Below are 25634 nucleotides of genomic sequence, written 5' to 3' on the forward strand. Positions count from 1 at the left end.
TACTTTGGTAGAATAATTTTATAAGAAGAAAGATTAATGACTAGAAAGAAAAAAATCTACAAAAAAAAGGGAAAAGTAATTAAAGATCTCACCCGAAACATTTTCAAAATACTTAACGAAGACAGTAATAAGAAATACAATTACAAACAAATTGCTGCAAAAATGGGAGTTTCTGATACTGATGGGAAAACTCAAATTATCCAAAAATTAACAGAGTTAACTGCTAAAAAGAAAATAAAAGAAACTGAGCGAGGTAAGTATCAAATTAATGAAGATCGTAAATATCATATTGGTACTTTAGATGTTACTTCTAACGGAAATGCTTATTTTATTTGTGACGATTTTGAGCATGATATTTTCGTACCCTCAGTAAATTTAGGAAAAGGTTTACACAACGATACTGTTAGAGCGTATGTATATAACAAACGCAGAAGTAACAAACCAGAGGCTGATGTAGTTGAAGTTATTGAAAGAGCAAAAAATGAGTTTGTTGGGGTGTTACAAATGAATAAAAATTTCGGATTTGTGTTACCAGATAGTAACAAAATGTATGCCGATATTTTTGTTTCTCAAGGTAAATTAAACGGAGCACAACATGGTGATAAAGTAGTTGCTAAAATTACCGATTGGCCAGAGAACTCTAAAAATCCATTTGGAAAAATTACCCAAGTTTTAGGTAAACCAGGAGATCACGATACCGAAATTCATTCTATTTTATTAGAATACGGTTTACCGTATGAATTTCCTGTAGAAGTTGAAAAAGAAGCTTCAGAATTACCAATTGAAATTACCAAAGAAGAAATTGCCAAACGTAGAGATATGCGTGGTGATTTAACATTTACAATCGATCCAAAAGATGCAAAAGATTTTGATGATGCTTTATCATTTACCAAGCTAGAAAATGGTAATTATGAAATAGGAATTCACATTGCCGATGTATCTCATTATTTGCAACCAAAAACTATTTTAGATGATGAAGCGTACGATCGTGCAACGTCAGTTTATTTGGTAGATAGAGTGGTTCCTATGTTACCTGAAATGTTAAGTAACGGTGTGTGTTCATTACGACCTAATGAAGAAAAATTAACGTTTTCTTCAGTGTTTGAAATGAATGAAAAAGCACAAGTTATCAACCAATGGTTTGGTAGAACCGTTACCTATTCAGATAAACGTTTTGCGTACGAAGAAGCACAAGCAATTATCGAATCAAAAGGAAATGTTATTCCTGAAGAAGTATCATTAACTAGTGAAGCCTATGAAGTTGATGAAGCTATTGTTGAAGCTACGTTAAAACTGGATGAATTAGCAAAGAAAATGCGTTCAAAACGTATGAAATCTGGTGCCATTTCGTTTGATAGAGTTGAAGTAAAATTCAACTTAGATGAAAATGCGAATCCAACAGGAGTCTATTTTAAAGAAGCAAAAGATGCTAATAAATTAATTGAAGAATTTATGTTGTTAGCTAATAAAAAAGTAGCTGAGTTTATTGGTTTTTCAAAAGGAAAAGCAACTAACAAAACTTTTGTTTATCGTGTTCACGACGAACCAGATGTTGAAAAATTAGCGTCGTTGCAAAATATTGTTAGCAAATTTGGTTATAAAATTAATACAGAAACACGTCAAAAAACATCCGATAGTTTAAACAAGTTATTGTCAGACGTTCATGGAAAAGGAGAAGCCAATATGGTTGAAACACTAGCAATCCGTTCTATGAGTAAAGCCGAATATACTACACAAAATATTGGTCATTACGGATTAGCGTTTGATTATTACAGTCATTTTACATCGCCAATTCGTCGTTATCCTGATGTGATGACGCATCGTTTATTACAACACTATTTAGATGGTGGAAATTCACCTAAAGCTGAAGTGTATGAAGAACGATGTAAACACTCATCAAAAATGGAAGAATTAGCTTCAAAAGCTGAAAGAGATTCCATTAAATATATGCAAGTAAAATACATGCAAGATCATAAAGATGAAGAATTTGAAGGAGTGGTATCTGGAGTTACAGAATGGGGAATTTATGTTGAAATAAAGTCTAATAAATGTGAAGGAATGGTGCGCATAAAAGATATTAAAGATGATTATTACATCTTTGATGAAAAACAATATGCAGTGGTAGGTCAATCAACCAAAAATATGATTCAGTTAGGTGATGAAGTTGTGGTAAAAGTTAAGCATACCGATTTAGAACGCAAACACTTAGATTTTGATTTAATTTCACATTAAATTTTAGTTTATAACAATAAAAATTAAGAATTGTCTTTATAGTATTGGTATAATTGTTGGTTATTACCAGTCAACTAATGGAATTTAAGATGAAGAAGTTAGCAATTTTAAGTTTGTTTTTGATGTCCGTTTTAGCATCAGCTCAAACAACGATAACGAAAGAACTAGAAAGTTTTTATAACGTAAAAGTATACAACGGAATTGATTTAGAATTAATTAAATCAGAAGACTCTAAGATTATAGTTACAGGTGAAAAAGCAGAAAAAGTAAAAATTAAAATTGAAGGTTATACTTTAAAAATTTTGCTAAAATTTCCTGAAACTACTGCAGATGGTAAAGTAAAAGCAACGTTATATTACAAAGAAGCTCTTGATATAATTGATGCAAATGAAGGAGCTACTGTTACGGGCAAAGATATCGATCAAAAAAAGATCGAAATTAAAGCGCAAGAAGGAGCTTTTATCAATCTTGTAGTTAATGTTAAGCATCTCGATGTAAAATCTTCTTCAGGAGGTGTTATTAAGCTCTCTGGTACTACAAAGAATCAAAATGTAAATGCAGATTTAGGTGGTATGTATCACGGTTATAATTTAGCTGTTGAAGAAACTACAATTGTAAAAGCAGGTTCAGGATCGAAAGTAGAAGTACAAGCGGGTGAAACTTTAGATGCTAAAGTATCGTTTGGAGGTTCTATTTTTTACAAAGGAAAACCAGAAGTTTTTAGAGATAAAAAAGTAATTGGTGGAGTAATAGAACACCGAAGTTAATTTTGTATCTTTGTACAGCAAAATTTAATATAAAAATGAATTTACTTACTATATTTTTAGGAATACCAGGAGGATATCAAATCATCATTGTTTTAGTTGTTGTACTATTGTTATTTGGAGGTAAAAAGATTCCTGAATTAATGAAAGGTTTAGGATCTGGTATTAAAGAATTTAAAGATGCTAGTAAATCTGATGAAGATACTACTGACAAAGTAGAAGAAAAAAAATAAAAATTTTATTATAAAAAGAAAACCGAAACATTTATGTTTCGGTTTTCTTTTAGCTAGAAATTTACGGCAGTACCTGAAGCTGTAACCATTAACATTCCTCCGTTTTTACCAACAGTTTCATAGTCTAAATCTACAGCTACAATAGCATCTGCACCTAGCTGTTTAGCTCTTTGTTCCATTTCATGTAAGGCAGTTTCTTTAGCTTCTCTTAATACTTTTTCATAAGAACCAGATCTACCCCCTACGATATCTCTTATTCCAGCAAAAAAGTCTTTAAAAATATTAGCACCTATAATAGTTTCACCAGAAACAATTCCTAAGTATTCTTTTACAGGCTTATTTTCTATTGAATGCGTTGTTGTAATTATCATATTAAAGTTAAATTTATAAAAAAACCTGATTTTTCAAAAATCAGGTTTTTATTTTATTAGGTTTATTCTTTATCCTTTTTATTTTCTTTAGCTTTTTTCATAGCTTCTCCTATTTGATTACTAGCCGCAAAACTTGCAACCATATCATTTAGCATATTACTTCCTGCTTGAGGTGAATTTGGTAATAGAATTAAGTTACTGTTGGTTTCTTCACCAATAGATTGTAAGGTGTCATAGTGTTGTGTTACAACAATTAACGCTGATGCTTCTTGACTATTAATTCCTACTTTATTTAATACTTCTACAGATTCTTCTAATCCACGAGCAATTTCACGACGTTGGTCTGCAATACCCTGACCTTGTAAACGTTTACTTTCTGCTTCAGCTTTAGCTTTTTCAACAATTAAAATACGTTGTGCATCACCTTCATATTGTGCTGCAACTTTTTCACGTTCTGCTGCATTAATACGGTTCATAGCTGCTTTTACTTGCGCATCAGGATCAATATCAGTTACTAAAGTTTTTATAATATCATAACCATACTCCATCATTGCATCGTTTAATTCCGATTTTACTGCTATTGCAATATCATCTTTCTTTACAAAAACGTCATCTAAACGCATTTTAGGGACTTCTGCACGAACTACATCAAAAACATAAGAAGTAATTTGATCGTGTGGATAATCTAATTTATAAAAGGCGTCATATACTTTATCACGAATTACTTTATACTGTACAGAAACTTTTAATTTTACAAATACATCGTCTAAAGTTTTAGTTTCTACAATTACATCTAATTGCTGAATTTTTAAACTTAGTTTTCCTGCAATTCTATCTACAATAGGAATTTTTAGTTGTAATCCAGAATGTCGAATACTTTGAAAACGACCAAAACGCTCTATAATAGCAGCTGTTTGTTGTTTTACAATAAAAAAAGACGATAAAAAGACGATAATTCCGATAAATATAACCGGGTATAAATAAACTGGCATAGTTAATTTTTTAAATGTTAGTAATTTTTTTGTTAAAGATAGCATTTTAATAGCTACTTATAGGACGAATTTTTTTCGTTTTGTTACAACTTCTATTTTAAAAATTATATTTGTAAAAAATCAACTTTATGGAACTTATACAACAAAGCGCAACAGAAATTTTAATTCTACTTTTTTTAATAGTTACTTTTTTACAATCAGGAATTGATAAAGTAACCGATTGGAAAGGAAACTTATCTTTTATTAAAGATCATTTTAAAAATTCTCCTTTAAAAAATAGTATACCATTATTATTGGCTATTATTTTAGTTATGGAATTATTAGCAGGTGCTTTAATGTTCGTTGGAATATTTCATTTATCAACAACAGGAAACCATAACATAGCTTTAATCGGAGCAGAACTTTCTGCATTGACATTAATTTTCTTATTAATTGGTCAACGATTAGCAAAAGATTATGCAGGTGCTATGACCTTAGCAGTTTACTTTATAATTGCAATTTTAGGAGTATATTTATTAAATAGATAAAATTTATAATAATATTATTTATTAATAATTATAATTTATTTAAAAACCTCTTAAAAAATCAATTTTAAGAGGTTTTTATTTTTTTACAAGGTATTTGTATGTTTTTTAAACAAAACAAGGAATAAATACTATTAAAATTAATTTTAATCGTTTTTAATGATATAAATTAATGATGAATACTCACCAGTTCGTTTTGCCTTTAAATTTGATTTAAATCCGATAAAAAAAGCTTTAATAGGTTTTGATTTTTTAGTTTTATATTTTTCTGATAAAAGAGAAACATAATAAGAATCAAATTTCATTGGGAGAATTTTTTCAACATTCATATCTACCATCGAAAACAATTTAGAAATTGATGTTTTTGAAAAATGCCACAAATGTCTTGGAACATCAAAAGCAGCCCAATAATCTTTATAATATGTTGCGTCGTAACTTTTATGATTTGGAACAGCAATAATTAAAGCTCCGTTTGGTTTTAATAAATTCTTTAAATTTTGAATATACTCAACTAAGTTTGGAATATGTTCTAAAACATGCCATAAAGTAATTATATCAAATTGTTTGTTTTCTGTTTCTGAAATTTCTTTTAATAGAGCTATGTTTTTCTTTTCAGCAAACTCACGAGCTTTTTCTGAAGGTTCTACACCTGTAATTTTCCATCCACCATTTTCACATACTTTTAAAAAATCACCAGTACCCGCACCCACATCTAAAATTGTTTTTTCTTTTGTATTAAAAGAATTTATCAATTTAAGTTTTTGTTTTAAAGTGTGGTTTTTTACAAGTTGGTAAACTTTATCAAATAGTGAAGTTTTACTATCGGTATGTGAAATATAATCTTCACTTACGTAGTACTTTTCTAAATTATTCGGAACAGGTGAAGTTACTAACATGTCGAAATCTTCATTTTTCATAACCTCATAACTCTCTTCCGATACTGTATAATCAATACAGTTCAAAAAGGGTTTTAAGTTCTTATAGAACTCTTTTTCTGTAATCAAATTTTTGGCGTTGTTGAGTGTTCCTTGTGGAACATTGGTTTTTGGTTAAACAATTATACATAAAAAAATAAAACGTTCCACATGGAACATTTTATTTTTTATGATTCTAAATATGTATTATCTACCCATGTAAACAAGTAATACAGAAATATCACTTGGTGATACACCACTTATCCTACTCGCTTGTGAAATTGAAGTTGGTTGTATTTTAGATAGTTTTTCTCTTGCTTCAAATGATAAAGATTTTACTTTGCTATAATCAAAACTAGAAGGAATTGGAACATTTTCTAACCTGTTTAATTTATCAGCATTGTTTTTTTCCTTTTCTATATAACCTGAATATTTTAAATGAATCTCTACCTGTTCAATAATTTCTTTATCGATATTATTTTCTTCAATAAAACTTTCTAGTTTACCAATAGATCTAAAATCAGAGAATGTTAATTGAGGTCTTGCTGCAATTTTATACAACTTCATTGATTGATTAATTGTTGCTAAATCTTTAGATTCTAATACAGGATTAACTTCTTTTGGTGACACACTTAAATTGGTTATAAAGTCAATTAAACTTTGTGTTTTGTTTTTCTTCTCTTCTACTCTATCCATTCTTTCTTGAGAAGCTAAACCAAGTTTATACGACTTTTCTGTTAAGCGTAAATCGGCATTATCTTGTCGTAATAAAGTTCTATATTCTGCACGTGAAGTAAACATACGATATGGTTCTTCTGTTCCTTTGGTAATTAAATCATCAATTAAAACACCAATATATGCTTCGCTTCTTTTTAAAATAAAAGGTTCTTTTTCTTGAATTTTTAATGCTGCATTTACACCAGCCATTAATCCTTGTGCAGCTGCTTCTTCGTAACCTGTAGTTCCGTTAATTTGACCAGCAAAAAACAAGTTGTTTATTAACTTAGTTTCTAAGTTATGTTTTAATTGCGTTGGCGGAAAATAATCGTATTCGATTGCGTATCCATATCTAAAAAACTTTACGTTTTCAAACCCTGGAATTGAACGAATAGCTTTGTCTTGAATATCTTCTGGAAGTGATGTTGAGAACCCGTTAACATAAATTTCTACTGTATTCCATCCCTCAGGTTCTACAAAAACTTGGTGACGTTCTTTCTCTGCAAAACGATTGATTTTATCTTCTACTGAAGGACAATAACGAGGCCCAGTAGATTTGATTCTACCGTTAAACATTGGTGAACGATCAAAACCTTCACGAAGTAAATCGTGTACTTCAGTATTAGTATAAGTTAGAAAACAAGAACGTTGTTCAGTTAAAGGTTTCGTAATTGGTAAATACGAGAATTTTTCAGGATTATCGTCACCAGGTTGTTCGGTCATTTTTGTGTAATCTAACGAACGACCATCAACTCTTGGAGGAGTACCTGTTTTCATTCTTCCTGCTTCAAAACCTTTAGCTACTAAATCTTCAGTAATTCCTGTTGAAGCTCCTTCTCCTGCTCTTCCTCCACCAAAAGTTTTTTCACCAATATGAATTAATCCGTTTAAAAAAGTACCTGCGGTTACGATTACTGTTTTAGCTTTAATTTCTAACCCCAAAGCAGTTTTTACCCCAGTGATTGTATCATTCTCAAACAATAATCCGTTAACAGAATCTTGATAAAAATCTAAGTTTTCAGTTTGCTCTAATATGGTTCTCCAGGACTCTGCAAATTGCATCCTATCTGATTGTGCTCTTGGACTCCACATTGCAGGTCCTTTTGACTTATTTAACATTTTAAATTGAATAGCAGTCTTATCGGTAACAATTCCACTATAACCACCTAAAGCATCAATTTCACGAACTATTTGTCCTTTTGCAATCCCGCCCATAGCAGGATTACAACTCATTTGAGCTATGTTTTGTAAGTTCATTGTAATTAACAAAGTGTGTGCTCCCATGTTTGCACTTGCTGCTGCTGCTTCGCTACCAGCATGTCCACCTCCTACTACAATTACATCGTATGTTGTATTAAATAAACTCATTTTTTATATTCAGTTCCACGTGGAACGCTTTTAATTTTTATCTAAAATTTGTAAACATTCATTCTCTTTAGAACGCATGAGTTGTTTCTCTTCTTCGGTCTTATCCTTGTACTTCATGTAGTGTAAAACACCATGAATAATTACGCGATGCAATTCGTTTTCAAAAGAAACATTAAACTCTTTAGCATTCTCTTCTACCCTTTCTACAGAAATAAAAATATCGCCTCCCACAAGTTTACCTAAAGTATAATCGAAACTGATAATATCGGTTAAGGTATCGTGTTGTAAAAACTCAATATTTATTTTATGTAAATAAGCATCATCACAAAAAATATAGTTGATTTCTCCTAGTTCAAAACCTTCATTTTCTAGACAGGATTCAATCCATTTTGAAGTATTTTCTTCATTACTTAATTGAAAATCGGTTTCGTAATTAAATGCAATCATCTTTTATTAAATACTATAATTTTTAATCTTACAAACCATTAAAAAGGAATAGTACTTAATGCAGCGCTATGAAGCTTTTTAATGCGTTATTTTTTATCTTTAGGAAGGCTAAAATACTCTTGTACCTTCTTTTTGTAATTTTGGCGCAAAGGTAGTGATTGTCTGTTTAATATCTCTGTTTGATTATAAAACAACTTTTTAAATTGAAGTTCTTTTGAATTATTGTTATTAAATTCTTGTAAATTGGTGTTAGATTTACGTTGCTTTTCTCTGTTTTGTTCAAATGTAGCTTTGTCTAATTTTAATAATTCATAGTTTAATTGTTGCATTCTGTTAATGCTTTCTTGTGTAAAACCTTTCTCTAAAATATCGTTTTCTAACTGTTCCATTTTCTTTAATGCTTTTTTTGCATCACCGTTACCATCATTTCCTTCTTTAATAGCATTTTCTAACTGTTCTCTTAACTGAGATTGCTCTTTGTAAATTTGATATAATTCACCATCTAAATCATCATTTTGTCCTCCTTCTCCTCCTTGTTTTTCACCATCTTTTCCGTCTTTAGGTTTGCCTTGATTTTGTTTTTGCATCCCTTGTTTCATCTTATCCATCAATTCATTTTGCTGCTGAATAATGTCTGGTAAACTAAACGATTTGCCTTTTCCCTTTCCTTTTCCACTACCAGGTTTTGGATTCTGCATAGCATCTAAAGTATTGCTAAGCATATCCGCCAAAGTATTTGCCGAGGTCATTACATATTGCTGATTAGAAATACCATTTCTGAATTGATTATCTGCTAGGTTTTCTAACGACTGATCTAAGTTATAATGCGCTTGAGCTAAATGATCTTGTACTTTTGATGAAATGCTTGGTACACGCATTGAAAGCACAAATAAACTATCATCAATATGTTCAAAATAAGTTTTTAATTGATGTTGTTTTTGAAGGTTTTTACCAAAGTTTGGATGCTCAGAGTTTGTGGATGAAAATACATTCATCAATGCTTCTTGATCGAAAGAAAAGGTAATTAAATTTTCTAAAATTTGACGCAAACCTTCCATATTCTCCTCTTCCATTTCCATGCTCATTGATTGTATTGTTTGTTGCATCTTCTGACTCATTTGTTGCATTTTCTCAGATGCTTTTTTCTGGTTTTTCTTAGCATCTTGTTGTTTGTTATTTTCTAAATTTTCATCAGCCTTATTGAGTTCTTCTTGAGCTTGCTTTTCTAAATTTTCCATAGAAGGAATTTCCATGGGTTCCTTCAGTTTTTCATTGTCTTTTTTAAGTTCATCAAGCTCTTTTTTTGTTTCTTGAAAAGCGTTGTTTAGTTCTTTTTGCTCTTCTTTAGTAGCATCTTTAGTGCTTAATTCTTCTTGTTTTTTAGCTAAATCTTCTAGTTTACTGGCTAATTGATTCATTTTTTGCTCAACGTAAAAATGTTTGGTCATTTCTAAAATACGCTCTAAACTACGTTCTTGTTGTTTGTTTTGTTCAGCAAACTCTTTAGTTTTTTTAATTAAATCTTCCTTGTTTAATTTATCTGCTAGCTTCATTAATTCATCTAACAGTTTTTGTTGTTTTTCTAATTTTTTAAGTTCTTCTATACGTTTTTGTAGGTTTTCTTTTTTCTCTTGTAATGTTTCGTTTTCTTCTTTTTTCTCATAAAAATTCTCTTGAAGTTTTTGAGTTTGACGTTGCATCATTTGCTTATATTGCTCTTGACGCTTCACTAAATTTTGAATCTTCTTTTGATCGTTCCAGTTTACATTCTTTTTATTCTGTAAATCAAACTGAATTTTTTCTAATTCTTTTTTACTTTTTTGTTGTTGATCTAGTGAGTTTGTGATGTTCTCTATATAGTTCTTTTGCTCTTCTAAAAGCTCTTTTTCTACTTCCTGCTCCGATTTTTGACGGTAACTAAATTTTTTACTGATGGCTTTTTTACTACCATTTACAAGGTCGTTATCATATACCTGAAAGTATAATTCGTAGTTTATACCTTCTTGTAAATTTAAATTGCCTGGAAACTCGAAATAAAACGATTGAATATTTTCTTTATTTAATGTAAGTTGTTGTTTTTCAGTGTTTTGAATATTGTTTTTATCATAATAAACTACTTCTAATTTTTTAAAACCATAATCATCAGCTATTTGTCCAATAAATTGAGCATTTCCACGAGAAATACTATCAATATTAGAATTTACCGAAATAGTTGGGTATTCATCTTTAATTACATCAATAGAAAATTGTAACTGCTCGTAATCTTTTAGGTTGTTATTAGTGGTTGTAATTTGATACTGTAAACTTTGGTTGAGTTGTTTTTTAAACTCAAAAAAATCATTTTCTTTAAGTGAAAAAATTTCTCTTTTTTTATTATGAATAAAAGTAACTGTATCAGTTTCAGAAGTTTTGATGTTCCATGTAACAATTGTTCCTTGTGGAACATTCAAGTTACCAGTATTACTAATGGTTTCGCTTGCTTTATGAATGTATGAAGGATATTTTAGGTGTAATGATATATTTTGAATTGAAGGCGTATTGATTATCGATACTTTATATTCTTGAGAATTTATTCCGTTGGCATTCGCATAAAAAGTGATAGGATTTTGTACTTCAGAAAATGTGTACGAAAACAATCCATTTCCTTCATTTTCTAAAAAATATTGCTGATTATTAAAATGAATTTTTGCTTCTTGCGGAATAACTTCACCTTTGGTTTGTACATATACCGTGATATCTTTTCCTTTTATTACGTTTAAATTTTTTGCTGTTAATTCAAAGTAAAACGGAGCAGGGGGATTATAAGCAACCGAATGATTTACCACACGATTAAAACTCTGTGATAGCTTTTCAGAAGTTCCTGTTAGCAAAGTAATCATCCAAATAAAAACAGGAATTAATACGTATTTCAAATACTTTTTATTTCCGCTAAAATCAACCGCTTTGTTAAAAGAAATAGGTTGAAGTTCTTTCGATTTTTGCTCTATGCTAGCTAGTAATAAATCCGATTGGTGTGCAGATTGTTGTAACTGCAATACATTTAAAAGCTTGTCTTGTACTTCAGGAAAATGATTTCCAATAATTTTTGAAGCCTCTTCAAATGAAATACCCTTTTGTAACCCTATAATTTTAAAAATAGGGAAACATATAAAACGGAAGAGTAAAAACAATTCAACAATGATAAACAACCAAAATAAAAAGGTTCTTGCAGTTGGTTGTAACCATAAAAAATATTCTATAAATAACGTGAAAAGCAAGTATATCAACCCTAATGAAACAAATAAAATGCTTCCTCGTATCAGCTCATTAGTGTAGTATTTTTTGCTAAAAAGCTGTAATTTTTGCTGTATTTTGTTAAAACCTCCCATATTGAAATATAAAAATACAGCTTTTATGAGTAATTATTTGTTAAAGCTTTATGTAAGTATCTTAATTTTATGACAACTAATTAGAGAATTATAATAAAAATTAAAGCTTCTTCCTATGAAAAAATTAGTTTTAGTTACCCTATTTCTTGTATCGATAAGCGTTTATTCTCAAAGCCCATGGACAAAAAAGAAAAACGAAGGATATCTTCAATTATCATATACTACCATTGGAAGTTATGATAAAATTTATGGAAATCCAGATTATACTCCTCAACGAAAAATAACGGATAACACACTACAATTGTACGGTGAGTTTGGATTAACTGATAAAACTACCATCTTTTCAAACATCCCTTTAAAAATGATAAAGACGGGAGATTTCACTCAAGATATGTCCTTAATTTTTCCATCATTTACGATTGATGAAGCTTCAGAAACCTTACTCGGAAATGTTCAATTAGGAGTTAAGCACAATTTCTATAATAAAAAATGGTTGATTTCTGGTCAACTTTCTATAGAAGCAAACACAAGCAGTTATAGAGAAAATTCTGGAATTAGAAGCGGGTATGATTCATGGACTTTCACACCTTTATTTTTAACAGGAAGAGGTCATGATTCATGGTATATACAAGCATTTACAGGTTTTGATATTCGCACTAATGGTTACAGTTCTAATTACAAATTAGGAGGTGAAGTAGGTTTTAAAACTACTAGTTGGTTGTGGATTGCAGGGTTTTTAGATGGCGTTGCTTCCTTAAAAAACGGAAATGTAAACCTACCACAAGAAAATATAAATACTGGTTTGTATGTAAACGATCAAGAGTATGCAGCGTTTGGATTGAAATTTATAGGTGAATTCAATGATAATTCCGGAATTAATGTTGGTTTAGGTGGTGCTTTTTATGGAAATAATGTAGCTAAAGCACCTGCGTTAAGTTTTGGTTTGTACCATAAGTTTTAAAAAAGGAAAAACGATTCTTTTCTAATCTTTTCTTTTCACGTAACATAAACTATCTTTGCGCTTTCAAATTTGATTTAAAAAATGACTGAGAACGTAAGAGTACGCTTTGCTCCGAGTCCTACCGGACCTTTACATATGGGTGGTGTAAGAACTGCATTATTCAATTATTTATTTGCAAAAAAATACAACGGAACTTTTGTTTTACGTATCGAAGATACCGACCAAACTCGTTACGTTGCTAATGCAGAACAATACATTATCGATTCGTTAGAATGGTGTAATATTCCGTTTGATGAAGGACCAGGAAAAAACGAAAAATTCGGACCCTATCGTCAGTCAGAACGTAAAGACTTGTACAAGCAATACGCTGATCAGTTGATTGAAAATGGTTGGGCATATTATGCATTCGATACAGCTGAAGACCTAGATGCACATCGTAAAGATCATGAAGAAAAAGGGAAAACCTTTATTTATAATTGGCACAATCGTGAAAAAGGTAGACTGGTAAATTCGTTAGTATTATCTAAAGAAGAAGTTGAAGCAAAAATCAATGCAGGAGAAAAATATGTGGTACGTTTTAAAACGCCACAAGATGAAACGTTGATTTTACAAGACGAAATACGTGGAACAATTAAGGTTGAAACTAACACATTAGATGATAAAGTATTGTTTAAGTCAGATGGGATGCCAACCTATCACTTAGCCAATATTGTTGACGATCATTTAATGGAAATTTCGCACGTAATTCGTGGTGAAGAGTGGTTGCCTTCTCTCCCACTTCACGAATTATTATACCGTGCATTTGGTTGGCAAGCGCCAAAATTTGCACACTTACCCCTAATTTTAAAACCTGTTGGAAAAGGAAAATTAAGTAAGCGTGACGGAGATAAATTAGGGTTCCCAGTATTTCCTTTAGAATATACAAACGAAGAAACAGGAGATGTTTCACGTGGATACAAAGAAGACGGATATTTTGCTGATGCTTTTATTAACATGTTAGCTTTCTTAGGATGGAACCCAGGAACAGAACAAGAAATGTTTAGTTTAGAAGAATTGGTAGAAGCGTTTGATTTAAGCAGAGTAAGCAAGTCAGGAGCTAAGTTTAGTCCAGATAAAACAAAATGGTTCAACCAACAGTATTTACAGTTAAAATCTGAAAATGAGTTAGCCGCTTTATATACCTCTATTTTAAAAGAAAAAGGAATCATAGCCGAAGAAGCTTATATTCAAAAAGTAGTAGGTTTAATTAAAGAACGTGCCACGTTTGTAGCTGATTTTTGGGAGTTATCTAACTTCTTCTTTGAAAATCCATCAACTTATGATGAAAAAGCTGCTAAAAAACAATGGAAACCAGAAACTGGTGCGTTAATGCAAGAGTTGGTAGAAGTTATTTCTAACATTGAAGACTTTTCAATAGAAAATAGTCAAAACGAAATTAAAGGGTGGATTACCTCCAAAGAAATAGGTTTTGGTAAAGTAATGCAACCATTACGTTTAAGTTTGGTTGGTAAACTTGCAGGACCAGATTTGTTTGAAATCATGACCATGATTGGAAAAGAAACCACCATTACAAGAATACAAAATGCGATAAACGCATTATCATAACATAAAAAATCCGCTTACTAAGCGGATTTTTTTATGTGTATATTGAGGTTTTACATACAACCTCCAATAGATCTAGCAATACTGCTTCCACTACCACGAGAACTATTACTCCAATTTAATTTGAATACGATACCTAAAGTTCCTTGTATATGAGAACGCATGCTTTCATACGCTTCAAAAGAGTGTTTGTAATACAATTGCGGATTGATACCTACTTTATCACTAACCCAATATATTCCTCCTGCTCCAATGTTTAAAGTTGGAGTCATTTTTCGGTCAGAATCTACGACACTACCTCCTACAAAAACATAAGGAGCTAATTTGTTTAAAACAGCATCAAAATTGTAACGTAAAGATCCATCTATAGAAAAATACTTTGCTGTATTTTCAATAAAACCAACATCATCAATAGTATTGAATGATATAGCTCCATCTAAAGATAAACGCTTACCAACAGGCATTGTTAAACTTAATACAGGTACTTGAAATTGATGTTTGTCACCAATAAATTCAACATCATCGGCACCAAAACGTGTAATTCCTACACCTACTCCTATTTGCCAAGAGTCGTTTAAATTTTGTGAAAAGATAGATGTTGTTAAACAAGTAAATATTGCTATAAATGCTATTTTATGTTTCATCGGGAGAGTTTTGTTTAAAAGTAATAACTAGTTTATGGGGGTTTTAGTATAATTTACAACTATTCTGCGTTTACATTTTTTATGGCTGCAGTAAAATCATCTAAATCATTGTCGTTTAAAACTAAATGGATGGCTTCGTCGCAAACCTTTTCAGCATTATCGGCAGAAAAGTGCAAAGCTACAGCAATTTTACGAAGAATACCAACCTCTTCTTTAGCCACGTCTTCATCAGCAAAAATCATTTTTGTTAATAAATACAAACGCTCAATTCGTTCGTCGTAACTTACAGGTGGATTTACAGGAAATTTTTCAGGACTTTTTAAAATTACTGAATACTCCTCTTCATTTATGTTTAATTTTTTTGCTGCGCGATCTAATAACAATTGTTCTCCTTCTGAAATTATTCCGTCGGTTTTAGCAATTTTTATAATGCTAGCGAAATGACCAATTTCTTGTTTGTGTTTTCCTCTTGAATATAAATCTGATATTGACATGTTTTTTTGATTTTTTGTTTTTAAAAATAGTTACTTCTTATTTAGAAGCATAGTTTTAAAAAAGTCACATTAAACTTTTTTTGAAAGTTAATAATTCTACCAAAAAACAAGGTATTATTTTTTCTTATGGTAATTGTTATAAATATAAAAAGTAATAATAAAATCAACTGTTTTTAAGGCGTCTTTAAACGATTTTAAAAACTAGACAAATAGATTCGTTGTTTTAAAAAAGAAAGCTACTGTAAACCGATTTAAAATAAGTTTTCGTCATTGCGAGCGAAGCGAAGCAATTTTTCAATCATGAGTTTTCAACTAACAGATTACTTCAGTCGTAAACTTCTTCGTAATGACGTTGGATTTATTGTTTATTTAGATATTATTAAGCTCGTAATTGCGAGTGCTAACGAAGCAATCTTTAAATCGTGTGTTTTCCACTAACAGATTACTTCGTCGTATACTCCTCGTAATGATGTTGGATTTATTGTTTATTTAGATATTATTAAGCTCGTCATTGCGAGCGAAGCGAAGCAATCTTTAATTTGTGTGTTCTCCACTAGCAGATTACTTCAGTCGTAAACTCCTTCGTAATGACGTTGGATTTATTGTTTATTTAGATATTATTAAGCTCGTCATTGCGAGCGAAGCGAAGCAATCTTTAATTCGTGTGTTCTCAACTAACAGATTACTTCGGTCGTAAATTCCCTCGTAATGACGAAATATTTTAAAAATCAAATATCCAATTCTCAGCTAAATCTTCCCAATCAGGATTTTCAAGATTAATTAAAGCTTCTTTTCTTTTTCTATTACCAGCTTTTAATTGCTTTTCTCTAGCAATAGCTTCATCCATGGTAGAAAATTGTTTGAAATATATTAGTTTATCACAATTATACCGATGTGTAAAACCTTTATACTTTCCAGATTTATGCTCATAAATCCGTTTGATAATATTAGAAGTAGCACCAATGTAAATTACCGTATTGTTTTTGTTGGTTAAAAAGTAAACACAAGGCTTTTTCATCATGTTAATTTACAAAAATATTATTTCGTCATTGCTTTTGATTTCGTCATTGCGAGCGAAGCGAAGCAATCTTTAAATCGTGTGTTTTCCACTAACAGATTACTTCGTCGTATACTCCTCGTAATGACGCTAATTTGTGTTGAGTTTTATTATTAGATACCGTCATTGCGAGTACTAACGAAGCAATCTTTAAACCGTGTATTCTCAACTGGCAGATTACTTCGGTCATAACTTCCCTCGTAATGACGATAGGGTTATTAATTTTTGTCTTACTCGTCATTGCGAGTGAAGCGAAGCAATCTTTCAATCATGAGTTCTCCACTAACAGATTACTTCAGTCATAAACTCCTTCGTAATGACGTTGGATTTATTGTTTATTTAGATATTATTAAGCTCGTTATTGCGAGCGAAGCGAAGCAATCTTTAAACCGTATGTTCTCCACTAACAGATTACTTCAATTGTAAACTCCTTCGTAATGACGTTGATGTTGTTTTTTAACGTCATTGCGAACATAGTGAAGCAATCTTTACATTGTGAGTTCTCAAACTCCCATGTAATGACGAAAAAAACACTTGCCTCCCTCCTCTTTTTTTACTATGTTTAACACGCTAAAAAAGTAAAAAGTAGTACTACCCCTTATCTCAACTATTTTTTATAAACAACAAGTAACAACAAACACTTCTTTATGGGTTACCTTAATGAATAGTGGTTGTATAGATTTAATTTAGTAAAAAAAAAAGAAACATAAAATACGTTTTATATAACTATTACGGAAGTATAATGATGTGTTTTATACAGATATAAACAAGTTAGCAAAAATTGGGTAAAATGATTGAAACAAGAGAAATTAATGATGACCAAAGAGATAAGATATTTGGAGTAGTTGAAAATCATTTTAATGATTTAAAATCAAAAGAAATTGCACCTGCGAAATTAACACGCACCCTTTCAGCTTTTGCAAATTCTGTTGGTGGAGACATGTATGTTGGCATACGAGAAAATGATAATAACGGAGTACTAGATAGGCAATGGATTGGGTTTACAGATGAAGAAGAGGCAAATGGGCATATACAGGCATTTGAAGAGTTATTCCCATTAGGTGACCAGTATTCTTATACTTTTCTTTCACACCCTAATGAAAATGGACTCGTTTTGCATATTGCAGTCAAAAAGAACTTAGCCATTGTTAAGGCCTCTAATGGAACCGTATACAAAAGAAGGTCTGCTCAAAATATTCCAGTAACAACTGAAGATGCTTTAAAAAGACTAGAGCTTGATAAAGGAATTTCTTCTTTTGAAGATAACACAGTCAACGTTCCACTTGATTTCGTAACGGACTCTTATTCTATTTTCGAATTTATGGCAGAGGTGATTCCTACTTCTGAACCTGAGCCTTGGTTACGTAAGCAATTACTTATTCGTAATAATCTTCCTACAGTAGCTTCTGTGATGCTTTATTCAGACACGCCACAAGCAGCCCTTCCAAAGCAAAGTGGGATAAAAATTTATAGATATAAAACCAAAGAAGAAGAAGGAACCAGAGAAACTCTTGATTTTGTTCCTATCTCAATAGAAGGTCCAGCATACACACAAGTTTATAGAGCAGTTGAAAAGACAAAGGAAATAATTGAGAATGGGAAAGTTTTAAAAGAAACGGGATTGGAGGATTTGGAATATCCGGAAAAGGCACTCCATGAAATTATTACTAATGCTGTACTTCATAGGGATTACAGTATTGCATCTGACATACATATAAGAATATTTGATAACAGGGTAGAGGTATTAAGTCCAGGTTCTTTGCCTGGGCATGTAACGATTGCTAACATTCTCGAAGAACAATTTGCAAGAAATGGAAATATGGTTAGACTCATTAATAAGTTTCCTAACCCTCCTAATCAGGATGTTGGAGAAGGTTTAAATACTGCTTTTAATGAGATTGCAGAACTAAGACTTAAAAAACCAGAAATAATTGAATTAGATCATTCCGTTTTGGTAATCATAAAACATGAATCCCTAGCTTCTCCGGAAAAGATGATAATGGATTACTTGTCCAAAAATGAAGAAATACATAATAGTACTGCTCGAGAATTAACGGGTGTTAAATCCGCTGATATTATAAAAACTCATTTCTATAGATTAAGAGAAAAAGGGTTGATTGAAAAGAATCCAGACCCAAAAAAACGTGGAAGAAACACCACATGGATTTTAAAAAAGTAAAACTTTTACTAACACTGTATAAAAAATCATAGCCACCCTTCGGGATAGTTACGCTTCTTATACTAAACGTTAAAAACAAACTTTCCCACACAAAAAATAATTCCTCGTACATTTGCGTAAAATATTTGTACGTTGAGCAAGCAAGCAATTGTAAACCAATACCAACAATCTGAGAATGTAAAACAGATTGTACATCAGCTTCAACAAGAACACAACCATTTTCAAATCACGAATTTGGTCGGTTCTTCGTTGTCTTTTGTCATTTCCGAAACTTTTAAACAAGCCGATAAACCTTACTTGTTAATTTGTAACGATAAGGAAGAAGCTGCGTATTATCTAAACGATTTAGAGCAGTTATTGGGCGATAAAAACGTGTTGTTTTATCCGGGTTCGTATCGCAGACCGTATCAGATTGAAGAAACTGACAATGCCAATGTACTGCTGCGTTCAGAAGTGTTAAACCGTATCAATTCTCGTAAAAAACCTGCGATTATTGTTACCTACCCTACTGCGCTGTTCGAAAAAGTAGTGACGAAAAAAGAGTTAGAAAAAAATACGCTAAAAGTGGTGGTGGGTGAGCAAGTATCACTCGATTTTGTCAATGAAGTGCTGTTCGAATATCTTTTTAAACGTGTCGATTTTGTTACCGAACCAGGTGAATTTTCGGTACGTGGTGGAATTATCGATGTGTTTTCGTTTTCTCACGACGAACCGTATCGTATCGAGTTTTTTGGTGATGAGGTAGACAGCATCCGAACCTTTGATGTAGAAACGCAACTTTCTAAAGAAAAACTGAAGAAAGTAAGCATTATGCCCAATGTAGAAAACAAAACCCTACAAGAAAGCAGAGAAAGTTTTTTAAAGTACATCTGGTCTAAAACGGCGGTTTTTGTAAAAAATATTGACTTGTTAAGCGATTCGTTAGACAAGTTTTACCGAAAAGCAGAACTGTCGTTCAACGAACTTTCTACCGAAATAAAACACGCAAAACCCGAAGAATTGTTTTGCAACGGCGAGTTGATTAGAAGTCAGTTGCAAGAGTTTACCTTGGCTCATTTACTTAACCGAACGGAGCTAAAAGGTCTTCCAGAAATTAGTTTCGACACCCATCCTCAACCGTCATTCAACAAAAAATTCGACCTGCTAATTCAGAATTTCAACGAATTTTCAGCCAAAGGATTTACCAATTATATTTTATGTTCTAACGAGCAGCAAGCACAACGTTTCCACGATATTTTTAAAGATCAGGAAGAAGATGTTTCTTATGAAACTATTGTGTTTCCGTTGTATCAAGGGTTTGTAGATTTAGATAGTAAAATTGTTTGTTATACCGACCATCAAATCTTTGAGCGTTATTATAAATTCCGATTAAAAAACGGATATGCTAAAAAGCAATCCATCACCCTACAAGAACTAACCAAATTAGAAGTGGGCGATTATGTAACGCATATCGATCACGGAATTGGAAAGTTTGGTGGACTTCAAAAAATTGATGTTGAAGGCAAAAAACAAGAAGCCATTAAGTTAGTGTATGGCGATCGCGATATTTTATACGTGAGTATTCACTCGCTACACAAAATTTCGAAATTCAACGGAAAAGACGGTAAACCACCGAAAGTATATAAACTAGGGTCAAACGCTTGGAAAAAAGTCAAGCAAAAAACCAAAACGCGCGTTAAAGAAATTGCGTTCAACTTAATTCAACTATACGCAAAACGAAAATTACAAAAAGGATTTGCTTTCGGACCCGATACCCACATGCAACACGAGTTGGAAGCAAGTTTCTTATACGAAGACACACCCGATCAGTTTTCTTCTACTCAAGAAGTAAAATCCGATATGGAAAAAGAACAACCGATGGATCGTTTGGTGTGTGGTGATGTTGGTTTTGGAAAAACAGAAATTGCCATAAGAGCGGCGTTTAAAGCAGTAGATAATGGAAAACAAGTTGCAGTGCTCGTACCAACCACGGTTTTGGCGTTTCAGCACTTTAAAACCTTTTCTAAGCGATTAAAAGACTTTCCGGTTACAATTGACTACCTAAATCGTTTTAGGACCGCAAAACAGCGAAAAGGTGTGTTAGAAGGAGTTGCTGATGGAAGTGTGGATATTGTAATAGGAACGCATCAATTAACCAATAAAGCAGTTCAGTTTAAAGATTTAGGCTTATTGATTATTGATGAGGAACAAAAATTTGGGGTAGCAGTAAAAGACAAACTGAAAACCATTAAAGAAAATGTAGATACCTTAACCTTAACAGCAACACCAATACCACGTACCTTACAGTTTAGTTTGATGGCGGCGAGAGATTTATCGGTAATTAAAACGCCACCACCTAACCGTCACCCGATAGAAACCAATGTAATTCGCTTTAGCGAAGAAACCATTCGCGATGCGATTTCGTATGAGATTTCTCGTGGAGGACAAGTGTTTTTTATTCATAATCGAATAGAAAACATCAAAGAAGTAGCAGGATTGTTACAACGTTTGGTACCAAGCGCTAAAATCGGGATTGGTCACGGGCAAATGGAAGGTAAAAAGTTAGAAGAACTCATGCTTGGTTTTATGAGTAATGAGTTTGATGTGTTGGTGTCGACTACTATAGTTGAAAGTGGATTGGACGTACCGAATGCGAACACGATTTTCATCAACAATGCCAATAACTTCGGACTGTCAGACTTACACCAAATGCGTGGTCGTGTAGGGCGTTCGAACAAAAAAGCGTTCTGTTATTTTATCACACCACCGTATCATCATATGACCGATGATGCTCGTAAACGAATTCAGGCGTTAGAATTGTTTTCTGATTTAGGAAGCGGATTAAACATCGCCATGAAAGATTTAGAAATTCGTGGTGCTGGAGATTTGTTAGGAGGTGAACAAAGCGGATTTATCAACGATATTGGTTTTGACACCTATCAGAAAATCTTACAAGAAGCGATTGAGGAACTGAAAGAAAACGAATTTAAAGAGTTGTATCCTACAGATGAAAATGCACCAAAAGAGTTTGTAAAAGAGGTACAGATTGATACTGATTTTGAAATTCTGTTTCCAGATGATTATGTAAACTCAGTAACCGAACGTTTGAGTTTGTACAACCATTTATCTAACATAACAACCGAAGAAGAATTGCTGACTTTTGAGAGTAATATTACCGATCGTTTTGGGGAATATCCATCGCAAGTTGCCGATTTATTTGATAGTGTTCGCATTAAATGGTTAGCGAAAGAACTTGGTTTAGAAAAGGTGATTTTAAAACAAAAACGCATGATTGGTTATTTTGTATCCGATCAACAAAGTGCTTTCTATCAAACCGAAGCATTTACGAAGATGTTGAGGTATGTGCAACAAAATCCGAAAAGTTGTGTAATGAAAGAAAAGAACACCAAAAACGGATTGCGTTTACTCATCACGTTTATAAAAATTGATAGTGTGCACAAGGCTTTAGAAACATTACGAAAAGTATAAAACGTCATCGCGAGCGAGGAACGAGCGAAGCAATCTGTTTGTTGAAAATTTATGATTTAGAGATTGCTTCACTTTGTTCGCAATGACGAAAAAAAGTGTCATTACGAGGAGAAGGCGACGAAGTAATCTGTTTTTTCAAAACTCTCAAGAGAAAGATTACTTCACTTTGTTCACAATGACATATATGATGATTAATATATAACTCATGCAAAACAACCACATCAAAAACCTTTCAGGGTTACTATTAGCAACGTTGTTCATCAGTACTTCTGGAGTATTAGGTAAATATATTGCAATGCCTTCTGAGGTTATTGTTTGGTTTCGTTCGGCATTTGCTATGATTTTTTTGTATGTGTTTTGCCGATTTAAAAAGATTGATTTAAGCATACAATCTAGAAGACATTTGTTTCCTTTTTTAGTTGGTGGTGTTTTTATGGCAGCACATTGGATTACTTATTTCTACGCTTTAAAACTATCAAACGTAGCTATTGGAATGTTGTCGTTGTATACATTTCCGGTAATGATTGCGTTCTTAGAACCCTTGTTTTTAAAAATAAAGTTCAATCCTATTCACTTAGTTTTAGGATTGCTAGTTTTAGTAGGTTTATACATTTTAGCCCCCGATTTTAATATTCAAAACACACAGGTTCAAGGTGTATTATTTGGCTTACTTTCAGCATTGTGTTATTCCATCAGAATTTTAATTTTAAAGCAATATGTGCAACAATATAACGGAGTAATGTTGATGTTTTATCAAGTAGTTGTCATCACCATAGTCTTAGTTCCTGTATTGTTTTTTATGGATGTTTCTGGAGTTCAAGAGCAACTACCCTACTTGCTTTTATTAGCGTTGTTAACCACGGCAATTGGGCACAGTTTAATGGTACATTCACTACAGTATTTTTCAGCTTCTACAGCTAGTATTATCAGTAGTATTCAACCAATTTTCGGAATTATTTTAGCATTTCTTTTTTTAAAAGAAGTTCCCACATGGAACACTTTTTTTGGCGGGAGTTTAATTTTAGCAACGGTAGTTATAGAAAGTATCCGTAGTAGAAAAAATTAATACAGTTTTTGCTGCTGTTGAATAATAGTTTTCATACTTACATCCTCGTAGTTTCTACGAACAAAAGTTAGTGCACTATCTAGCACCTCACCCATTCCGTCGCTATCTCTAAAGTTGATATCACCCGTAAATTCAAAAATTTCAGTTTTTAATTGATTGATGTTTTTAGGGATAGAAATCGTGTCTGATTTCATTGCTTTTAACAAGCGATTTAAGCGTGTTCGAGATCCTAAAATCCTCTTAGCAACAATCGATCTTTCTTCAAGTTTATATTGTTCTATAGATTCTGAAGTAAGCTTATTTCCTACTAACTGTACCATTTTTAAATTTTCTTTAAAAAACTGCGGATAATATACTTTAAACTTCCCTTCGTAACATTGCTGGTCAAAATCTATAGGGCGAATTTTATACACCACGTTTTCAAAATCGTGGGTAGGTACCACAACGTAATTATAAGAACGCATGTCGCCTAACAAGCGAATCATACAACGTTCGTTAAACTTTACAAATTCTTTAGCAATCTGAGCTTTTTCAATATCCAAACAATCTTCTAAATACTCATTGATGAAAATATCTCCAGGGATACCAGAAATATGCTCTTCAATTAAAGTGTCTTCATACACCAAAAAGTTGAGGTTGTAAGGCGATAGGATATCTTCTAATTCTAAACCATAAATACGTGAAGCATCGGTTTTTTTAACGTAAAAATAGGTGTAGTTATCGTTTAAAATATTTCGAACTTTTACCCGAAAAGGTTGCGAATTTCCGAAGGTACAGAAATCTACAGCATCAATATTTAAGTGCTTAATACTAGCATCTGAACCATTTGAGTGCAGGATGTTGTATATTTTTTTAAGACTTAAATCTATTTCTTCTCGTTCAAACTCATTGTAATAAACACGCACCCAAAGCGTGTCGTTATCGTGTTTATCATATACCGCAATCGACCCTTGAAAACGCAACAAATCATCATAAAAAATAGGAATTTGAATCGTACGATTATGTCTTTTCAGGTAATTTCCTAGTTTTTTATTAACAGGATATGCTGGTTTTTTTTGTGATATGAGTTTGTTTTCTGGCATTTTTCAAAGGTACTAAACTTCAAACAACTTACCGGGTAAAGGTTTGACAACACCTTTCAGTTCCATTTGTAGTAACAATGATGAAAGCTGATATACAGGAATTTCACAAGTTAGCGCTATAGTATCAAGATGTTGTTTGCCGTTTTGTTGCAGGTAGTCATAGATTTTTTGCTCTATTTCATCCAGGTTAACAAACAGTTCTTTTTGCTTGGGTGTCGAAGTTTTCGACAAATCCCAATTGAGCATTTTTACAATGTCTTCTGCAGAAGTAAGTATGTGTGCTTGATTATTTTTAATGAGGTTATTACACCCTTTGCTATACACGTCTGTTGCTCTACCCGATAAGGCAAAGACATCACGATTGTAAGAATTTGCAATATCAGCAGTAACTAGTGACCCCCCTTTTTCAGCAGATTCGATAATAATAGTTGCTTTTGAGAGTCCAGCAACAATACGATTCCGTTTTAAAAAATTTTCGCGCAACGGAGTTTCGTTATGCCAAAACTCAGTGATAAATCCACCATTTTTGTTTACTTCGTGAATGTATTTTTTATGTGTTTTAGGATAAATATCTTCCAAACCATGCGCTAAAACAGCAATAGTTTGTAAGTTGTTTTTTATGGCAGCTTTGTGCGCACAAATATCCACTCCGTACGCAAAACCACTAACAATTATTGGATTATGAGAGTGCAACTCTTCAACTAATTGGTTGCAAAAATCACGTCCGTATGAGCTTATGTTTCTGGTTCCAACAATTGAAATAACTTTATCAGAATTTAGGTTGATGTTTCCATCTTTAAAAATCAAGATAGGAGCATCGATACAATGCTTAAGATTTTGCGGATAATCGTCGTCTAAAAAATAAGAAAAAGCAATATTGTTTTGTTGAATATATTTGAACTCCTCCTCTGCTCTTTTTAAATTACTTTCGTCAAAAAGATGTTGAGTTGTATGTGTGCCAATTCCGTTAATTTTATGCAAAATGTGAGGCTTTTCTTTAAACACATTTTCAACTCCGCCAACAGCAGTAATTAACTTTTTTGCTAAAATATCACCTATGTTTTTGGTAGCTTGTAACCTGAGAATAGCCAGCAGTTTTTCAGAATTCATACAGCAATAATTTGATTATCAATATACAAAAAACTGTTAAT

General features: G+C 32.2%; 21 protein-coding genes. 10 read left to right on the plus strand and 11 right to left on the minus strand.

All coding sequences use genetic code 11. The features are described 5' to 3' along the window. Window positions 1-36: 36 nt before the first annotated feature. The 3 genes from rnr to tatA all read left to right on the plus strand — a co-directional run bounded on the left by rnr (window position 37) and on the right by tatA (window position 3229). The gene (gene rnr / locus ACKTST_RS00005) at window positions 37-2232 is read left to right on the plus strand and encodes a ribonuclease R (RefSeq protein WP_408045739.1); all 2196 of its coding nucleotides are present in this window, start codon (window positions 37-39) and stop codon (window positions 2230-2232) included. An 89-nt stretch (window positions 2233-2321) separates the two neighbouring features. Then, the gene (locus ACKTST_RS00010; RefSeq protein WP_408045740.1) at window positions 2322-2999 is read left to right on the plus strand and encodes a head GIN domain-containing protein; all 678 of its coding nucleotides are present in this window, start codon (window positions 2322-2324) and stop codon (window positions 2997-2999) included. A gap of 35 nt (window positions 3000-3034) precedes the next feature. Next, on the plus strand, window positions 3035-3229 hold the full coding sequence (gene tatA, locus ACKTST_RS00015) for a twin-arginine translocase TatA/TatE family subunit (protein ID WP_408045741.1): 195 nt from the start codon (window positions 3035-3037) through the stop codon (window positions 3227-3229). A gap of 53 nt (window positions 3230-3282) precedes the next feature. Here tatA and ACKTST_RS00020 read toward each other — a convergent pair whose 3' ends face one another. Further along, window positions 3283-3600 carry a heavy metal-binding domain-containing protein gene (locus tag ACKTST_RS00020; RefSeq protein WP_408045742.1) on the minus strand — a complete coding sequence of 106 codons (318 nt, stop codon included), beginning with the start codon at window positions 3598-3600 and terminating at the stop codon, window positions 3283-3285. A gap of 62 nt (window positions 3601-3662) precedes the next feature. Continuing rightward, a complete protein-coding gene (locus ACKTST_RS00025) occupies window positions 3663-4592 on the minus strand; it encodes an SPFH domain-containing protein (protein WP_408045743.1) in 930 nt (309 codons plus the stop codon). A 128-nt stretch (window positions 4593-4720) separates the two neighbouring features. Between ACKTST_RS00025 and ACKTST_RS00030 the strand changes: the two genes are divergently transcribed. Further along, window positions 4721-5119, plus strand: a complete 399-nt coding sequence (locus ACKTST_RS00030; RefSeq protein WP_408045744.1) for a DoxX family protein — start codon at window positions 4721-4723, stop codon at window positions 5117-5119. A gap of 143 nt (window positions 5120-5262) precedes the next feature. Here ACKTST_RS00030 and ACKTST_RS00035 read toward each other — a convergent pair whose 3' ends face one another. The 4 genes from ACKTST_RS00035 to ACKTST_RS00050 all read right to left on the minus strand — a co-directional run bounded on the left by ACKTST_RS00035 (window position 5263) and on the right by ACKTST_RS00050 (window position 11930). Further along, window positions 5263-6120, minus strand: coding sequence for a class I SAM-dependent methyltransferase (locus ACKTST_RS00035; protein ID WP_408045745.1), 858 nt, complete (start codon window positions 6118-6120; stop codon window positions 5263-5265). A gap of 117 nt (window positions 6121-6237) precedes the next feature. Further along, entirely contained in the window at window positions 6238-8115 is a 1878-nt protein-coding gene (gene mnmG / locus ACKTST_RS00040) for a tRNA uridine-5-carboxymethylaminomethyl(34) synthesis enzyme MnmG (protein ID WP_408045746.1), read from the minus strand. A gap of 30 nt (window positions 8116-8145) precedes the next feature. Then, window positions 8146-8562: an rRNA maturation RNase YbeY gene (ybeY, locus tag ACKTST_RS00045; RefSeq protein WP_408045747.1), complete on the minus strand. Its 417-nt coding sequence runs from the start codon at window positions 8560-8562 to the stop codon at window positions 8146-8148. 86 nt (window positions 8563-8648) lie between these two features. After that, window positions 8649-11930, minus strand: coding sequence for a DUF4175 family protein (locus ACKTST_RS00050; protein WP_408045748.1), 3282 nt, complete (start codon window positions 11928-11930; stop codon window positions 8649-8651). A 115-nt stretch (window positions 11931-12045) separates the two neighbouring features. Between ACKTST_RS00050 and ACKTST_RS00055 the strand changes: the two genes are divergently transcribed. Continuing rightward, the gene (locus tag ACKTST_RS00055) at window positions 12046-12891 is read left to right on the plus strand and encodes a hypothetical protein (RefSeq protein ID WP_408045749.1); all 846 of its coding nucleotides are present in this window, start codon (window positions 12046-12048) and stop codon (window positions 12889-12891) included. An 81-nt stretch (window positions 12892-12972) separates the two neighbouring features. Next, on the plus strand, window positions 12973-14496 hold the full coding sequence (gene gltX, locus ACKTST_RS00060; protein ID WP_408045750.1) for a glutamate--tRNA ligase: 1524 nt from the start codon (window positions 12973-12975) through the stop codon (window positions 14494-14496). Between the two features lie 50 nt (window positions 14497-14546). Here the strand turns inward: gltX and ACKTST_RS00065 are convergent, their stop codons facing one another. Beyond that, window positions 14547-15137, minus strand: coding sequence for a hypothetical protein (locus tag ACKTST_RS00065; protein WP_408045751.1), 591 nt, complete (start codon window positions 15135-15137; stop codon window positions 14547-14549). A 59-nt stretch (window positions 15138-15196) separates the two neighbouring features. Then, a complete protein-coding gene (locus ACKTST_RS00070; protein ID WP_408045752.1) occupies window positions 15197-15631 on the minus strand; it encodes a TerB family tellurite resistance protein in 435 nt (144 codons plus the stop codon). Between the two features lie 300 nt (window positions 15632-15931). Between ACKTST_RS00070 and ACKTST_RS00075 the strand changes: the two genes are divergently transcribed. Next, window positions 15932-16069 (plus strand): hypothetical protein, encoded by a 138-nt coding sequence (locus ACKTST_RS00075; protein ID WP_408045753.1) that lies wholly within the window; start codon window positions 15932-15934, stop codon window positions 16067-16069. 283 nt (window positions 16070-16352) lie between these two features. Here the strand turns inward: ACKTST_RS00075 and ACKTST_RS00080 are convergent, their stop codons facing one another. After that, on the minus strand, window positions 16353-16652 hold the full coding sequence (locus tag ACKTST_RS00080) for a GIY-YIG nuclease family protein (RefSeq protein ID WP_408045754.1): 300 nt from the start codon (window positions 16650-16652) through the stop codon (window positions 16353-16355). 826 nt (window positions 16653-17478) lie between these two features. On the opposite strand from ACKTST_RS00080, the gene ACKTST_RS00085 reads away from it, so the two are divergent. From ACKTST_RS00085 to ACKTST_RS00095, 3 genes are all read left to right on the plus strand, one after another. Beyond that, on the plus strand, window positions 17479-18867 hold the full coding sequence (locus ACKTST_RS00085; RefSeq protein ID WP_408045755.1) for an ATP-binding protein: 1389 nt from the start codon (window positions 17479-17481) through the stop codon (window positions 18865-18867). Between the two features lie 132 nt (window positions 18868-18999). Next, window positions 19000-22335 (plus strand): transcription-repair coupling factor, encoded by a 3336-nt coding sequence (gene mfd / locus ACKTST_RS00090; protein ID WP_408045756.1) that lies wholly within the window; start codon window positions 19000-19002, stop codon window positions 22333-22335. A 205-nt stretch (window positions 22336-22540) separates the two neighbouring features. Next, window positions 22541-23401, plus strand: coding sequence for a DMT family transporter (locus ACKTST_RS00095; protein ID WP_408045757.1), 861 nt, complete (start codon window positions 22541-22543; stop codon window positions 23399-23401). On the opposite strand, the gene ACKTST_RS00100 is transcribed toward ACKTST_RS00095, so the two are convergent. Further along, on the minus strand, window positions 23398-24483 hold the full coding sequence (locus tag ACKTST_RS00100; RefSeq protein WP_408045758.1) for a hypothetical protein: 1086 nt from the start codon (window positions 24481-24483) through the stop codon (window positions 23398-23400). The genes ACKTST_RS00095 and ACKTST_RS00100 overlap by 4 nt on opposite strands. A 12-nt stretch (window positions 24484-24495) precedes the next feature. Further along, window positions 24496-25593: a DNA-processing protein DprA gene (dprA, locus tag ACKTST_RS00105; protein ID WP_408045759.1), complete on the minus strand. Its 1098-nt coding sequence runs from the start codon at window positions 25591-25593 to the stop codon at window positions 24496-24498. Between the last annotated feature and the right edge of the window lie 41 nt (window positions 25594-25634).

The organism is Tenacibaculum crassostreae (assembly GCF_964512405.1).
In the GTDB taxonomy this organism is placed as follows: domain Bacteria; phylum Bacteroidota; class Bacteroidia; order Flavobacteriales; family Flavobacteriaceae; genus Polaribacter; species Polaribacter crassostreae.